12 protein-coding genes are annotated in these 14181 nt (G+C 60.3%); 5 read left to right on the top strand and 7 right to left on the bottom strand.

What is annotated here, in order from left to right; all coding sequences use genetic code 11:
• Nucleotides 1–3: 3 nt before the first annotated feature.
• The 5 genes from AB9L16_RS08270 (at nt 4) to cobA (ending at nt 8315) form a co-directional block, all read left to right on the top strand.
• Nucleotides 4–1677, top strand: coding sequence for a protein kinase (locus AB9L16_RS08270; RefSeq protein WP_375123343.1), 1674 nt, complete (start codon nt 4–6; stop codon nt 1675–1677).
• Nucleotides 1678–2052: 375 nt separating this feature from the next.
• Nucleotides 2053–4506 carry a nitrite reductase large subunit NirB gene (gene nirB / locus AB9L16_RS08265; RefSeq protein WP_056784156.1) on the top strand — a complete coding sequence of 818 codons (2454 nt, stop codon included), beginning with the start codon at nt 2053–2055 and terminating at the stop codon, nt 4504–4506.
• Nucleotides 4503–4820 (top strand): nitrite reductase small subunit NirD, encoded by a 318-nt coding sequence (nirD, locus tag AB9L16_RS08260; protein ID WP_016773836.1) that lies wholly within the window; start codon nt 4503–4505, stop codon nt 4818–4820. The genes nirB and nirD overlap by 4 nt, the downstream gene beginning before the upstream one ends.
• Nucleotides 4820–7531 (top strand): molybdopterin-dependent oxidoreductase, encoded by a 2712-nt coding sequence (locus tag AB9L16_RS08255; RefSeq protein ID WP_375123342.1) that lies wholly within the window; start codon nt 4820–4822, stop codon nt 7529–7531. Before nirD ends, AB9L16_RS08255 begins: the two co-directional genes overlap by 1 nt.
• Before the next feature lie 13 nt (nt 7532–7544).
• Nucleotides 7545–8315 (top strand): uroporphyrinogen-III C-methyltransferase, encoded by a 771-nt coding sequence (gene cobA, locus AB9L16_RS08250; RefSeq protein ID WP_056784150.1) that lies wholly within the window; start codon nt 7545–7547, stop codon nt 8313–8315.
• A gap of 69 nt (nt 8316–8384) precedes the next feature.
• On the opposite strand, the gene AB9L16_RS08245 is transcribed toward cobA, so the two are convergent.
• From AB9L16_RS08245 to AB9L16_RS08215, 7 genes are all read right to left on the bottom strand, one after another.
• Nucleotides 8385–9419, bottom strand: coding sequence for an OmpA family protein (locus tag AB9L16_RS08245; RefSeq protein WP_039762998.1), 1035 nt, complete (start codon nt 9417–9419; stop codon nt 8385–8387).
• Nucleotides 9420–9526: 107 nt separating this feature from the next.
• Entirely contained in the window at nt 9527–10117 is a 591-nt protein-coding gene (gene sigX, locus AB9L16_RS08240; RefSeq protein WP_016773832.1) for an RNA polymerase sigma factor SigX, read from the bottom strand.
• Nucleotides 10118–10207: 90 nt separating this feature from the next.
• A complete protein-coding gene (locus AB9L16_RS08235) occupies nt 10208–11032 on the bottom strand; it encodes a mechanosensitive ion channel domain-containing protein (RefSeq protein ID WP_016773831.1) in 825 nt (274 codons plus the stop codon).
• Between the two features lie 2 nt (nt 11033–11034).
• Nucleotides 11035–11283, bottom strand: coding sequence for a hypothetical protein (locus AB9L16_RS08230; protein WP_003223293.1), 249 nt, complete (start codon nt 11281–11283; stop codon nt 11035–11037).
• Nucleotides 11284–11346: 63 nt separating this feature from the next.
• Entirely contained in the window at nt 11347–12342 is a 996-nt protein-coding gene (locus tag AB9L16_RS08225) for a zinc transporter ZntB (protein ID WP_016773830.1), read from the bottom strand.
• Nucleotides 12343–12363: 21 nt separating this feature from the next.
• Nucleotides 12364–12855, bottom strand: coding sequence for a ribonuclease E activity regulator RraA (gene rraA, locus AB9L16_RS08220; RefSeq protein WP_039762996.1), 492 nt, complete (start codon nt 12853–12855; stop codon nt 12364–12366).
• A gap of 211 nt (nt 12856–13066) precedes the next feature.
• A complete protein-coding gene (locus tag AB9L16_RS08215; protein ID WP_252877761.1) occupies nt 13067–14056 on the bottom strand; it encodes an alpha/beta fold hydrolase in 990 nt (329 codons plus the stop codon).
• Nucleotides 14057–14181 lie beyond the last annotated feature (125 nt).

Below are 14181 nucleotides of genomic sequence, written 5' to 3'. Positions count from 1 at the left end.
TCAATGGCCCTGCAGCTGAGTTTCGCCGAAGCCAGCGCCACCGGCCCGCGCGCGGAGAATCAGGACGCCCTGCGTTCAGTGACACCGGCGCCGGCACTGGCGGTGAGCAAGGGTTATCTTTTCGCCATCGCCGACGGCGTCAGCCAGTGCGCCGATGGCGGCCTCGCCGCGCGTTCGACCTTGCAGGCCCTGGCGCTGGACTACTTTGCCACGCCGGAAACCTGGAGCGTGGCCCAGGCGCTGGATCGCCTGCTGCTCGCGCAAAATCGCTGGCTGCAGGCCAACGGCGGCGGGCAACCGCTGCTGACCACAGTCAGCGCGCTGGTGATGCGCGGTCGACGCTTCACCCTCGCCCACGTCGGCGATTGCCGGGTCTATCGCTGGCACGCCGAGCGCTTGCAGCGCATCAGCGAGGATCACGTCTGGGAGCAACCGGGCATGCAACACGTGCTCAAGCGTGCGCTCGGGCTCGATCAGCATCTGGTCCTGGATTTCCTCGACGGCGAACTGCGTGAGGGCGAAAGCTTCGTGCTGCTCAGCGACGGCGTCTGGTCGACCTTGGGCGATACCGCGATCGCCGCGATTCTGCGCGATCAAGTGGATCTGCACAGCGCGGCGCAAACCTTGGTCAACGCCGCGCATCTGGCCGGCAGTCAGGACAACGCCAGTGCCCTGCTGGTGCGCGTCGATGCGCTGGGCGAAGCGAGCATTGGCGATGCGCTGGTGCAATTGCAGCAATGGCCACTGCCGCCAACGCTGAAACCCGGGCAAGCGTTTGAAGGCTGGCAGGTGCAAGGCATCATCGGCCAGAGCCAGCAATCATTGCTGTATCGCGTGCTCGATAGTCAGGGCCAGCCTTGGCTGTTGAAGACCTTACCGGCGCGCCTGGCCGACGATCCGCAAGCCGGGCAGGCGCTGCTGTCGGAAGAATGGTTCCTCAAGCGCGTGGCCGGCCGGCATTTTCCACAAATCCATGCCTGCACTCAGCGTCAGCATTTGTATTACGTCATGCGCGAATACGCGGGGACGACGCTGGCCGACGTGTTTCAACACAGCGGCCCGTTGCCTTTGGCGCAGTGGCAGGACATCGCCGAACGGCTATTGCGCGCGGTCGGGCTGCTGCATCGGCGGCAGATTCTGCACCGCGACATCAAACCGGAAAACCTGCTGCTGGGGGATGACGGCGAACTGCGCCTGCTAGATTTCGGCCTGGCTTATTGCCCGGGATTGTCGGAGGACGCGCCGTCGACCCTGCCGGGAACGCCTAGTTTCATCGCCCCGGAAGCGTTTCGCGGCGAGTCGCCAAGTGCGCAGCAGGATTTGTATTCTGTCGGCGTCACTCTCTATTATCTGCTCACCGGGCATTTTCCCTACGGCGAAATAGAAGCATTCCAGCGGCCCCGATTCGGCGTGCCGGTGAGTGCCAGTCGCTATCGCCCGGACTTGCCGGAATGGCTGGCGCAAAGTCTGGAACGTGGCGTTGCCGCCGATCCGCAGCAACGCTTCGAAACCGCTGAAGAGTGGCTGCTGGTGCTGGAACAGGGTGAGCGGCAAAGTTTGAGTGTGCGGCCCCGGCCTTTGTTGGAGCGGGAGCCGTTGAAGGTCTGGCGGACCATGGCTTTGGTGGCATTGCTGGGGAATGTGGTGCTGCTGGTTCTGTTGTTTCATCAGCCCTGAAAAGATCGCAGCCTTCGGCAGCTCCTACAGTTGGTTGCGTACACCTGTAGGAGCTGCCGAAGGCCGCGATCTTTTGATCCTGCGCTCCAAAAAAGCGCAACACGCCTCGAGAAAGTGCATCGAGCCAGCTCCAATCGGGCAAAAAAACCAGCAATTGCGGCGCCATAACAAGTTGGCACAACCACTGCATTACCCTTTTCACCATACATAAAGCCCAACCTTCAACGACGAAGGCTGCGCTTCCCGAGAGAACGGGACCAGGACAAAGGCGTCCTCGCTAGGCAACTAGCGGGACGCCTTTTTTTGTTTGCGCGAAATTTGTCGAGCAAGGCCCGACGGCCCACCAGAGGCCAGCCGCAGCTCCCGGAGAACCTGATGAAAAAACTCAAACTAGTGATGATCGGCAATGGCATGGCCGGGGTCCGAACCCTGGAAGAACTGCTCAAGCTGAGCGACGAGCTCTACGACATCACCGTCTTCGGCGCCGAACCGCACACCAACTACAACCGCATCCTGCTGTCGCCGGTGCTGGCCGGTGAGCAGACCTTCGAAGAGATCGTGCTGAACGACCTCGACTGGTACCTGGAAAACAACATCAAGTTGCTGCTCAACCGCAAAGTGGTGGAGATCGACCGGGTCAAGCGCCGGGTAATCGCCGAGGACGGCACCGAGGCCGAGTATGACCGTCTATTGATCGCCACCGGCTCGACCCCATTCATTCTGCCAATCCCCGGCAACACCTTGCAGGGCGTGATCGGTTATCGCGACATCGCCGACACCCAGGCCATGATCGACACCGCCAGGACCCACAAGCACGCCGTGGTCATCGGCGGCGGTCTGCTCGGCCTCGAAGCGGCCAACGGCCTGATGCTGCGCGGCATGCACGTGACCGTGGTGCACCTCGGCGAATGGCTGCTGGAGCGGCAACTGGACAAGACCAGCGGCCAGCTTCTGCAATCGGCGCTGGAATCCCGTGGCCTGCATTTTCGCCTGTGCGAACAGACCCAAGCCCTGCACGACGCCGGCAATGGCCGGGTCGGCTCGGTGCAGTTCAAGAACGGCGACATCATCCCTGCCGATCTGGTGGTAATGGCCGCCGGCATCCGTCCCAACACTGAACTGGCAGAAAAGGCCGGCATTCCGTGCAATCGCGGGATTCTGGTCAACGACACCCTGCAAACCTACGACCCGCGCATCTACGCAATCGGCGAATGCGCCAGCCATCGCGGCATTGCCTACGGCCTCGTTGCGCCGCTGTTCGAACAAGCCAAGGTCTGCGCCAATCACCTCGCGCAACTGGGTTTCGCTCGCTATCAGGGCTCGGTGACTTCAACCAAATTGAAAGTCACCGGCATCGACCTGTTCTCCGCCGGCGATTTCATGGGCGGCGAAGGCACCGAGACCATCACCCTCTCCGACCCTATCGGCGGCGTGTACAAAAAACTGGTGATCAAGGATGACGTGCTGGTCGGCGCCTGTCTGTACGGCGATACGGCAGATGGCGGTTGGTATTTCCGGCAGATTCGTGAGAATCACGCCATCGGCGAGATCCGCGATCACCTCATGTTCGGCGAAAACGCCCTAGGCGACGTAGGACATCAGGGCCAGGACAAAGCCATGGTCATGGCCGACAGCGCCGAAGTGTGTGGCTGCAACGGTGTCTGCAAGGGCACCATCGTCAAGGCGATTCAGGAACACGGCCTGTTCAGCGTCGACGAAGTGAAGAAACACACCAAGGCTGCCAGCTCCTGCGGCTCCTGCGCCGGGCTGGTCGAGCAGATCCTGATTAACACCGTGGGTGGCGCGGCGGACGTCAAACCGAAAAGCGAAAAAGCCATCTGCGGTTGCAGCGATCTCAACCACGGGCAGATTCGTCAGGCGATCCGTCAGGAACACCTGCTGACCATCGCCGAGACCATGAGTTACCTGAACTGGCGCACACCGAATGGCTGCGCGACCTGTCGCCCGGCGCTCAACTACTACCTGATTTCCACCTGGCCGGGCGAGGCCAAGGACGACCCGCAATCGCGTCTGATCAACGAACGCGCCCACGCCAACATTCAGAAGGACGGCACCTATTCGGTGGTGCCGCGCATGTGGGGCGGCGTGACCAACCCATCGGAACTGCGGCGGATCGCCGATGTGGCCGACAAGTACAACGTGCCGATGGTCAAGGTCACCGGCGGTCAGCGCATCGACTTGCTGGGGATCAAGAAGCAGGATCTGCCCGGCGTCTGGAGAGACCTCGACATGCCGTCCGGCCACGCCTACGGCAAATCCATCCGCACGGTGAAAACCTGCGTTGGCAGCGAGTTCTGCCGTTTCGGCACGCAGAACTCGACGCAACTGGGCATCGAGCTCGAGCACGACCTGTTCAACATGTGGTCGCCGCACAAGGTGAAGCTGGCGGTGTCCGGTTGCCCACGCAACTGCTCGGAAGCGGGCATCAAGGACGTAGGAATTATCGGCGTCGACTCCGGCTGGGAGATGTACATCGGTGGCAACGGCGGGATCAAGACCGAAGTCGCCGAGTTCTTCGTCAAACTGAAAACTGCCGAGGAAGTCCGCGAATACAACGGCGCGTTCCTGCAGCTCTACCGCGAGGAAGCCTTCTACCTCGAACGCACCGTGCATTACCTGCAACGGGTCGGCATGGAGCACATCAAGAAGAACGTGCTCGAAGACGCCGAGCGGCGCAAGGCCCTCAACGAGCGGCTGCAATTCTCCCTGTCGTTCGAACAGGACCCATGGAAAGAGCGCCTGGCGCAGCCGCAACTGAAGAAAGAATTCGACGTGATCCCCGTGAAAAACCTGGAGGTGCCGGCATGAACTGGCTCGATATCTGTGCGCTGGAAGAGATCAACGCCCTCGGTTCGCGGATCATTGCCGGGCCGAAAGGAGACATCGCGATTTTTCGTACAAGCGACGACGAGGTTTTCGCACTCGATGACCGCTGCCCGCACAAGGGCGGGCCGCTGTCGCAGGGCCTGATCTATGGCAAGCGCGTGGCCTGCCCGCTGCATAACTGGCAGATCGACCTCGAAACCGGCGAAGCCCAGGCGCCGGACATCGGCTGCGCCCACCATCATCCGGCGCGGGTCGAGAATGGCCGGGTGCAACTGGCCCTGCGGGACGCCATCTGATGAACCGCCAGACGACCGCCTCGACCTGCTGTTACTGCGGGGTCGGCTGCGGCGTACTGATCGAGCATGACGGCGAGCGCATCCTCGGCGTCAGCGGCGATCCGGCGCACCCGGCCAACTTCGGCAAACTGTGCAGCAAAGGCTCGACGCTGCACCTGACCGGCGACCTCGCCGCCCGCGCCTTGTACCCGGAACTGCGCCTGGGCAAAGGCCTGGCGCGCGGCCGTACTGACTGGGATACCGCCCTCGACCACGCGACCAACGTGTTCGCCGAAACCATCGCCGAGCACGGCCCGGACAGCGTGGCGTTCTACATCTCCGGACAGTTGCTCACCGAGGACTACTACGCCTTCAACAAACTGGCGCGGGCGCTGGTCGGCACCAACAACATCGACAGCAATTCGCGGCTGTGCATGTCCTCGGCGGTGGTCGGCTACAAACGCAGCCTCGGCGCAGATGCCCCGCCGTGCAGTTATGAGGATCTGGAGCTGAGCGACTGCGTGATGATCGTCGGCAGTAGCATGGCCTACGCACATCCGGTACTTTTCCGTCGACTGGAGGAAGCCAAATCCCGTCGCCCGCAGATGAAAGTCATCGTGATCGACCCGCGTCGTACCGATACCTGCGATTTGGCTGACCTGCATCTGGCGATTCTTCCGGGCACCGATGTCGCTTTGTTCCATGGGATTTTGCATCTGCTGTTGTGGGAAGACTGGATTGATCGCGATTTCATCAAGGCGCACACCGAAGGCCTCGCCGATCTTAAAACCCTGGTCCGCGATTACACGCCGCAAATGGTTTCGCAACTGTGCGGCATCAGCATCGAGCAACTGCAGCAATGCGCAGAATGGGTCGGCACTGCGCCGAGCTTCCTGTCGCTGTGGTGCATGGGCCTGAATCAGTCCACCGCCGGCAGCGCAAAAAACAGTGCGCTGATCAATCTGCACCTGGCCACCGGGCAAATTGGCCGGCCAGGTGCTGGACCTTTCTCCCTGACGGGTCAGCCAAATGCCATGGGCGGGCGGGAAACCGGCAGTCTGTCCAATCTGCTACCGGGCCATCGCGATGCCGCCAACCCGGAACATCGCGCCGAAGTGGCGGCGTACTGGGGCGTGGAGAGCTTGCCCGAGACGCCGGGCCTTAGCGCCATCGAACTGTTCGAAAACCTGCGCAGCGGCAAAATCAAAGCACTGTGGATCGCCTGTACCAACCCGGCGCAATCGATGCCTGATCAGAGCGCAGTCCGCGCAGCGCTTGAGGCCTGCCCTTTTGTAGTGTTGCAGGAAGCCTTTCGCACCACCGAAACCGCTGCATTTGCCGACCTGCTGTTACCCGCCGCCAGTTGGGGCGAGAAAGAAGGTTCGGTGACCAACTCCGAACGGCGCATTTCCCACGTGCGCAAAGCGGTTGTCGCACCGGGCGAAGCGCGGCCGGACTGGGCGATCACGGTGGATTTCGCACAGCGTCTGGAGAAACGTCTGCGTCCTCGGCAGCCAAGTCTTTTCGCTTTCGATCAGCCTTCGCAGTTGTTTGATGAATTCAAAGCGCTGACCCAAGGGCGAGACCTGGATCTGTGCGGAATCAGTCATGCCTTGATCGACGAGATCGGTCCGCAGCAATGGCCCTTCCCTGCCGGCGCCCGGCAAGGCACCACACGACTCTACGAAGACGGCGTCTTTCCTACGGCCAGCGGCCGCGCGCAATTCATTGCCGATCCGTACCGCGCCGCCAAGGAACAACGCGACGCGCGCTTCCCGCTGACTTTGATCACCGGTCGCCTGCGTGACCAGTGGCACGGCATGAGCCGCACCGGCACCGCCGCGCAATTGTTCGGCCACGTCAGCGAAGCCGTGCTGAGCCTGCACCCTGACGAAATGCGTCGGCACCGCTTGCAGCCCGGTGATCTGGTTAATCTGAAAAGCCGCCGTGGCGCGGTGATTGTTGCGGTCGGCAGCGACGACAGCGTGCGTCCGGGCCAGGCGTTCCTGCCGATGCACTGGGGCGATCGCTATCTCAAGGGCGGCGTCAACACGCTGACCTTGTCGGCGTTTGATCCGCTGTCCAAACAACCGGAGCTCAAGCACAGCGGCGTGCGTCTGGAGGCAGTCAACCTGCCGTGGCAACTGTTCGCCTTGATCGAGGGTGATGTTCAGCGGCATTTCGAGACGCTACGACCGCTGTGCGAGGCGTTTTCCTACGTCAGCCTCAGCCTTGTCGGGCGTGAGCGGCCAGCGTTGCTGATACGTGCTGCACACGCTGAGGCGCCCGATCCACAGCTGCTGGGCGAGATCGACCAGTGCCTCTCGCTGCTGGATGGCCCGGTTCTGGCCTACGACGACCCTCGCCGAGCCATCGGCAAGCGGGTGCGTATCGAAAACGGCCGTATCACTGCGATTCGCCTCGCCGGCGAAACCCTGGCGCAACACTGGCTGCAAAGCCTGTGGCTGGAGGGCCGTGCCGACCAACAACTGCGGCGCTGGCTGCTCGCGCCGATGAGCGCGCCGCCGGGCACTGTCGGAGCGATCGCCACCGACAAGACCTTGTGCAATTGCGAAAACGTCAGCCTCAACGCAGTCTGCGCCGGCATTCGCCAGGGCCTGGATCTGCAAGGCCTGAAAAACAATCTCCGATGCGGCACGCAATGCGGTTCCTGCGTGCCGGAAATCAAGCGTCTGCTGGCTGCCGAAGCGCGGCCGGTCGCGGTCATTTAACGAGGACAACACCATGAATGCGAAAGTCTGGCTGGTGGGCGCAGGCCCTGGCGATCCGGAGTTGCTGACGCTCAAAGCGGTGCGTGCATTGCGCGAGGCCGATGTGGTGATGATCGATGATCTGGTCAACGACGCCGTGCTGGAACACTGCCCGACTGCGCGGGTTATTCCCGTTGGCAAGCGCGGCGGCTGCCGTTCGACGCCACAGGCATTCATTCATCGGCTGATGCTGCGTTATTCACGCCAGGGCAAATGCGTAGTGCGCCTGAAGGGCGGCGATCCGTGCATTTTCGGCCGCGGTGGCGAAGAAGCGCAGTGGTTGCGCGAGCGCGGGGTTGAAGTGGAATTGGTCAATGGCATTACCGCCGGGCTGGCCGGGGCGACGCAGTGCGATATTCCGCTGACGTTGCGTGGCGTCGCGCGCGGGGTAACGCTGGTGACTGCGCACACTCAGGATGACAGCCAGTTGAACTGGCAGGCGTTGGCGCAAGGCGGAACGACGCTGGTGGTTTACATGGGCGTGGCCAAGCTGGGCGAGATTCGTGATCAGCTGCTGGCGGGAGGGATGGCGGCGCATACGCCGGTGGCGATGATCGAAAACGCTTCTTTGGCGCATCAGCGTGAATGTCGCAGTGATCTGACTGCGATGGCTGAGGATGCGTCGGCGTTTGAGTTGAAAAGTCCGGCGATTCTGGTGATTGGTGCGGTGGCGGCTGTTGCTCAAGAGCAAAAGATCGCAGCCTTCGGTAGCTCCGGGACGGCGTACAACGCGCAGGCGCTTTAAGCGGCGAAGCCAAATCGCAGACAAAGAAAAGCCCGGCCTGAGCCGGGCTTTTCCATCAGCGGCAGCTAATTACTTAGCTTGAGCTTCAACCTGCGCTTCTACGCGACGGTTTACAGCGCGGCCAGCTTCAGTTTTGTTGTCAGCAACTGGGCGGGATTCGCCGTAGCCAACAGACTGAACGCGGGACGATTCAACACCGTACTGGTTGGTCAGAACTTGCTTAACGGCGTTTGCACGACGCTCGGACAGTTTCTGGTTGTAAGCGTCAGGACCGACGGAGTCAGTGTGACCTTCAACAGTAGTGGTGGTGGATGGGTACTGCTTCATGAAGTCAGCCAGGTTTTTGATGTCGCCGTAGCTGTTAGGCTTGACTACCGACTTGTCGAAGTCGAATTTCACGTCCAGCTCAACACGAACAACTTCAGCAACTGCTGGGCAGCCATCAGCGTCAACGGTTACGTTGGCTGGGGTGTCCGGGCACTTGTCAACGTTGTCGCAAACGCCATCGTTGTCGCTGTCGGAGCAGACTTCAGCAGGTGCTGGAACTGGAGCAGCAGCTGGCTTGGAGCCGCCACCGAAGTTCACACCGATACCGACGCTAGGAGCCCACTCGGTGTCGCCCTGGTCGATGTTGTACTGAGCTTCAACGCCGGCACGGGCGTAGAAGTTCTCGGTGAAGTACAGCTTGGCACCGCCGCCAACGTTGGCGAAGGTGGAACGGTTACGACCGTTCGAACCGTTCTGGTCGATGCTCTGGTCAGAGAAACCGGCCGAAACGTATGGACGAATCATGTCGCCTGGGTTGTTGAAGTGGTACAGAGCGTCCAGAGCGGTGTTAGCGCCTTTGACGTTCTTGCCATCGTCGGCACGTACGTTGTGCACTTCGTCGTAGCCCAGACGCAGTTCAACGTCGTCGGTCAGGAAGTAACCGATCGAACCGCCGAACAGGTTGCCGTTGTTCTTGAAGTTACGAGCGCTGTCGAATTGTTCTTTCTTAGCGAAGCCTTCGATTTCAACTGCGCCTTGGCCTTGTGCCAGAGCGCCGAACGAAGTGGCGGCAATCAGAGAACCAATGGCCAAGCCCAAGGTGTTTTTCAGTTTCATCCGTTAAATCCCCATCTGGTGATTGTGAAGCAGTCCCGCAAACCGGGGGACAACTCGGCGGCAAGTCTATCAGAACTTGCCTACACGTAAGAGATATTTGCGCTGAACTAAGTTTCAGCAATGCCTGCAAATTTCTCACGCAATTTATCTAGAGCGCGTTTGTAACGCATTTTTGTCGCACTCAAACCCATGTGCATGATGTCTGCGATCTCCTGAAACTCCAGCTCTGCGACAAATCGTAGCACCAGAATTTCGCGGTCAATCGGATTCACATACACCAGCCAGCGATCAAGCCCACCCTTCTCCTCCGGCTTCGGCGCCTTTTCTTCAGACGCTTCTTCAAGAGGGTCCAGACTGAGAGCGTCCATCAAGCGACGCTTACGCCGTTCCTTCCGATACTGCGTGATGCATTCGTTGTAAGTGATGCTGTAAAGCCAGGTTTTGAACTTCGATTTCCCCTCGAAGTTCTTCAGGCCGTACAGCACCTTCAGCATCACTTCCTGACAGACATCGTCTGCGTCGCGATCGTTCCCAAGATATCTCGCGCAGACGTTAAATAATGTTCGCTGGTAACGCCGCATCAACTCTTCGTAGGCGCGCGTTACGTGAAACAGCTCGGTATGCGAGCGCGCGACCAACTCCTCATCAGAGAGCTCGCGGGGGTCGTAGCGCGTGGATAGCGGTTGGGCTTTATTCAAAACAAGTCGTGCCGACAGTCAGGTCAATGTCCGCCACAACCAGCCTTGGCTGGCATTTTGCGGCGGCATACATTAGCAGGGTTTGCCGGTTTAGCGGCTACTCACATGCTGTTCCAGCAGGATCCGATTGGAGAGAGAGACTAGCTCACCCTCATCGGTCAGCAATGTGGTTTTAACCGTGCCGATCTCTTCGATCTGGCCTTCGACCTCGCCAACACGCACTTGTTGCCCAACCTCATACAGCTCACGCACATAGATTCCCGCAAGAATCTGACCGGCGATTTCCCGGCTTCCCAAACCCATGGCCAGCGCAACTGCCAGACCAACGGTAATCAAAACGATGACAATTACATGGTTCAGCAGGTCGGTCTTGACCTCGAGCTGGCTGATCGCCACCGAGATGCTGATGATGATCACCAGCCCCTGCGCGATCCGTCCCAACCCGGAAGCGTAGTCCAGCCCTACGCCTTCTGCTGCGCCGCGCACCAGCCCGTTGGCCAGTTGCGCCAGCAGGACACCGACCAGCAGCACCAGCGCGGCGCCGAATACTTTCGGCAGATACAACGCCAGCATGTCCAGCGTAGCTGAAACTCGCTCGAGGCCAAGGGATTCTGCCGCAGAAACCAGAAAAATCAGCAGAACGAACCAGTAGACAATTTTACCGATCAGCGTCGAGATCGGCACTTGCAGCCCGGCGCGCGACATCAGCTTGGTCAGCCCGGTACCGCCCATCAGGCGATCAAGGCCCAGTTTTGCGAGCAATTTGGAGAGCAAGGTGTCGAGCAGCTTGGCCACGACGAAACCCAACAGCAGCACAACCAGTGCGCCGAACAGGTTCGGAATGAAGTTAGCGACTTTGGTCCACAACGCAGTCATTGCAGTGACGAGGCTCTGAGTCCAGAGATCAAGTTCCATATTCAATCAGCCTTATCAGCAGTGCGAGCAGTGGTTTTACGAAGACGGGAAACCGGCGAGACATGCGCCGAGCCATTGTTCAGGGCGATCATCAGCGCGGGCAGCCAGCGGCCCAGCAGGCTGAACAGATCACCGGCGCCGACCTGGCGGTTGGCGGTTTTGAGTACGCGGCCCAGGCAGGCATCGTCGTCGCGGCTGGACGGCGAAGCGTTGAGCATGTCGCGCAAAGACTGTTCAAACGGATCGTGCATACGCACCTCTCGTGATGTCTGTGAAAGACGCGGGCAGTTTTACTCGGGTCACATACGCCATGTTCACACCCAGCGCAATCGACGGAACAACCACCACTGACCGAACGCCAGGGCGAGTACCGTCAGGCAGGCAATCAGGAAACCATACGGGCTTTCGGCAAACGGAATACCGCCGACATTGATGCCCAGCAGACCGGTGATGAAACTCATCGGCAAAAAGATGCAGGTAATGATGCCGAAGCGGTACATGGTGCGATTCATGTGCACGCTCAAACGCCGGTCTTCGGCCTCCAGCACAAGCCCCACACGCTCTCGAGTCAATTCGAGCTCTTCCAGATAACGGGTCAGGCTGTTGTTCAATTCGTTCCAGTAGTCGGCGTCGTCTTCGACGAACCACGGCAATTTTATCCGCGTCAGCTGTCCGAAAATATCCCGCTGTGGCGCAAGAAAACGCTTCAGCCCGGCCGCTCTACGGCGGATGTGCAAAATCGCCCCGTGCTCGGGCGTATACCGTTCGTCGGCGTCGAGTTTTTCTTCCTCTTCATCGACCACTTCCGACAGGCACGTGACCAGATCCTGCACTTTATTGGTGAGGAACTGCGCCAGATACAGCATCAATTCAGAAGACGTTTTCGGACCTTTGCCCTCCCCCAGCAGCGCCAGCAACTCATCTGTAGCGCGCAACGGACGCAAGCGCAGGGAAATCACGCGCTGAGCGGAGGCAAAAATCCGCACCGAGACCATGTCTTCCGGCTCGGCGCCCGGGTTGAGATTGACCCCGCGCAGAAACAGCAGCAGCTCGGAGTCGGGCAATGGCAACAGACGCGGGCGGGTGTTCTCTTCCAGCAGCAGATCGCAGGTGAATTCGTTGAGCCCGCTGGATTTGCGCAGCCAGGTTTGGGTCTGCGGATGGCTGCGATCCCAGTGCAGCCACAGGCTTTCATGGGCCTGCAGCTGCAAATCGTCGAGCTCAGTCCGGGCTATCGAACGCGCACCGCCCTTGCCGTCCAGTACCAGGGCATGTACCAGCCCCCATTGCGCGTTTTCTTCCTCGAACATCCGCATCCCTTGTCGAAAACCTTATTCAGGCATTTTCAGCGGAGTCGGCGAAACGATCACGCCGTTGTTGTCCGCATAAATGTACTGGCCCGGGTGAAACGTCACACCGGCGAAAGTCACCGGGACGTTGAGGTCGCCAATGCCGCGCTTGTCGGTTTTCATCGGGTGACTGGCCAGCGCCTGCACGCCGAGATCGGTCTGGGCAATGACGTCGACGTCACGGATGCAACCGTAGATCACCAGCCCTTCCCAGCCGTTCTGCGCGGCCTTGGCGGCGATCATGTCGCCCAGCAGGGCGCGGCGCAGCGAACCGCCGCCATCAACCACCAGCACTTTGCCTTTGCCGTTGAGTTCGGCTTGCTCCTTGACCAGCGAATTGTCTTCGAAGCACTTGATGGTCACGATTTCGCCGCCGAAGGAATCCCGGCCGCCGAAATTGCTGAACATCGGTTCCAGCACCTGCACCAGCTCCGGGTAGGCGTCGCACAGGTCAGGCGTAAGGTAATGTTCCATCGAAAAACTCCTGTAACAAGGAAGACGATCAAGGGATGCCGCATTCTGATGAGACGAGTTCCGGCGGTCGCTGTTTACCTTAGTCCATGCCATGGTCGCTGACGCAACCTGAACAAACCCTGAAACGTAATAGCTAAACAGTCACGAAATATGACCAGAACCGCACAATGCGTCATATCTTAGCCGCAAGCCAGGCTGAACGGAACGCCCCTCACACTGCGGAGGCCAGATTCGCTGGCTGCGCAAGCAACGGTGTCTGCTGATCCTTCAACCAGCGCGCCACCAGCGGCCACACTTCAGCCTGCGCAGCTTTGCTCACCAGCATTTCGACATGGCCGAAATTATCCGAGAAGCCCTGCTCGCGGCCCAGGTTGATGAACTGCTTGCACTCTGAGCCGATCTGCTCGAACAGCTTGCGGCAGGCCCACGCCGGATCCTGATGATCGCCCGCTGCCGTCACCGCCAGCACCGGTACCTGAACCTCGGCAAGTCCGGCCCACCAGTCCTTGTCCTTGTCGCCGAAGCGACCGAACAAGCCGTACCAGCGCATGCTTTCGATGGCCAGGCCGATCGGTTCGTCTTCCGGACCGCGTTTGAGGCGTGAGCCGGACAACTGCGCGAAACGCTTGAGAATAAAGCGCCCGCCCCACTCCACCGGTGGAATCTTCAGTGGCCAATAGGTGCGGCTGACCTGGGTGCCGAAAAACGCCGCCGAGGCCACGGCCGGTTCGCCGAGATACTCGCCGCCGAGCGCTGCTGCCAGGGTGATGCCGCCCAGCGAATGGCCGATCCAGTGCGGGATCTGTCCGCTTTGCTCACGCACGAACGCGGCAATCGCCGGCAGATCGTAACGGGCATAATCGGCCACGCGGTTGCGCCGATAGTCTTCGTTGCGCTGGGACAGGCCGTGACCGCGCATTTCCGGAATCCACACGTCGAAGCCCAGCCGCGTCAGATACGCGCCGAGCCCGAGGCCTTTGGGGGAAAACCAGAAGCGCCGATTGGAAAAGCTGCCGTGCAACAGAATCACCGGCACGCCGCGTGGCGCCGTGTCATCGGCCATGCCCAGGCGGGTGACGGCGATCTCTACGGACCAGTCCGGGCTGTTGCCGGGTTTCAATCGATAGACGTCTTCGCTCAGATCGCCGCGCCGCTCGGCGCTGATCAGCGCGACAGGAAACAGGTTGCTGCTGCTTTGCATAATGCTCTTGCACAAAAAAGGGCGGCATCCGATGGAGCCCGCCCTACTTCAATCTCAAGGCCCGGCCCCTGTGGGAGCGAGCCAGCTCGCGAAAGCGGTGTATCAATCAACATCCATGGTGAATG

Origin of the sequence: Pseudomonas sp. LW8 (assembly GCF_041956865.1) — a bacterium.
Classification (GTDB): Bacteria; Pseudomonadota; Gammaproteobacteria; order Pseudomonadales; family Pseudomonadaceae; genus Aquipseudomonas; species Aquipseudomonas siliginis.
The sequence above is the reverse complement of the archived record's forward strand: the minus strand, read 5'-3'. Positions and strand labels throughout refer to the sequence as shown.

Excerpts from the sequence above, each read along its gene's own strand:
- AB9L16_RS08270 (WP_375123343.1), top strand. The coding sequence starts at position 4 with ATGGCCCTGCAGCTGAGTTTCGCCGAAGCCAGCGCCACCGGCCCGCGC.
- nirB (WP_056784156.1), top strand. The coding sequence starts at position 2,053 with ATGAAAAAACTCAAACTAGTGATGATCGGCAATGGCATGGCCGGGGTC.
- nirD (WP_016773836.1), top strand. The coding sequence starts at position 4,503 with ATGAACTGGCTCGATATCTGTGCGCTGGAAGAGATCAACGCCCTCGGT.
- AB9L16_RS08255 (WP_375123342.1), top strand. The coding sequence starts at position 4,820 with ATGAACCGCCAGACGACCGCCTCGACCTGCTGTTACTGCGGGGTCGGC.
- cobA (WP_056784150.1), top strand. The coding sequence starts at position 7,545 with ATGAATGCGAAAGTCTGGCTGGTGGGCGCAGGCCCTGGCGATCCGGAG.
- AB9L16_RS08245 (WP_039762998.1), bottom strand. The coding sequence starts at position 9,419 with ATGAAACTGAAAAACACCTTGGGCTTGGCCATTGGTTCTCTGATTGCC.
- AB9L16_RS08235 (WP_016773831.1), bottom strand. The coding sequence starts at position 11,032 with ATGGAACTTGATCTCTGGACTCAGAGCCTCGTCACTGCAATGACTGCG.
- AB9L16_RS08230 (WP_003223293.1), bottom strand. The coding sequence starts at position 11,283 with ATGCACGATCCGTTTGAACAGTCTTTGCGCGACATGCTCAACGCTTCG.
- AB9L16_RS08225 (WP_016773830.1), bottom strand. The coding sequence starts at position 12,342 with ATGTTCGAGGAAGAAAACGCGCAATGGGGGCTGGTACATGCCCTGGTA.
- rraA (WP_039762996.1), bottom strand. The coding sequence starts at position 12,855 with ATGGAACATTACCTTACGCCTGACCTGTGCGACGCCTACCCGGAGCTG.
- AB9L16_RS08215 (WP_252877761.1), bottom strand. The coding sequence starts at position 14,056 with ATGCAAAGCAGCAGCAACCTGTTTCCTGTCGCGCTGATCAGCGCCGAG.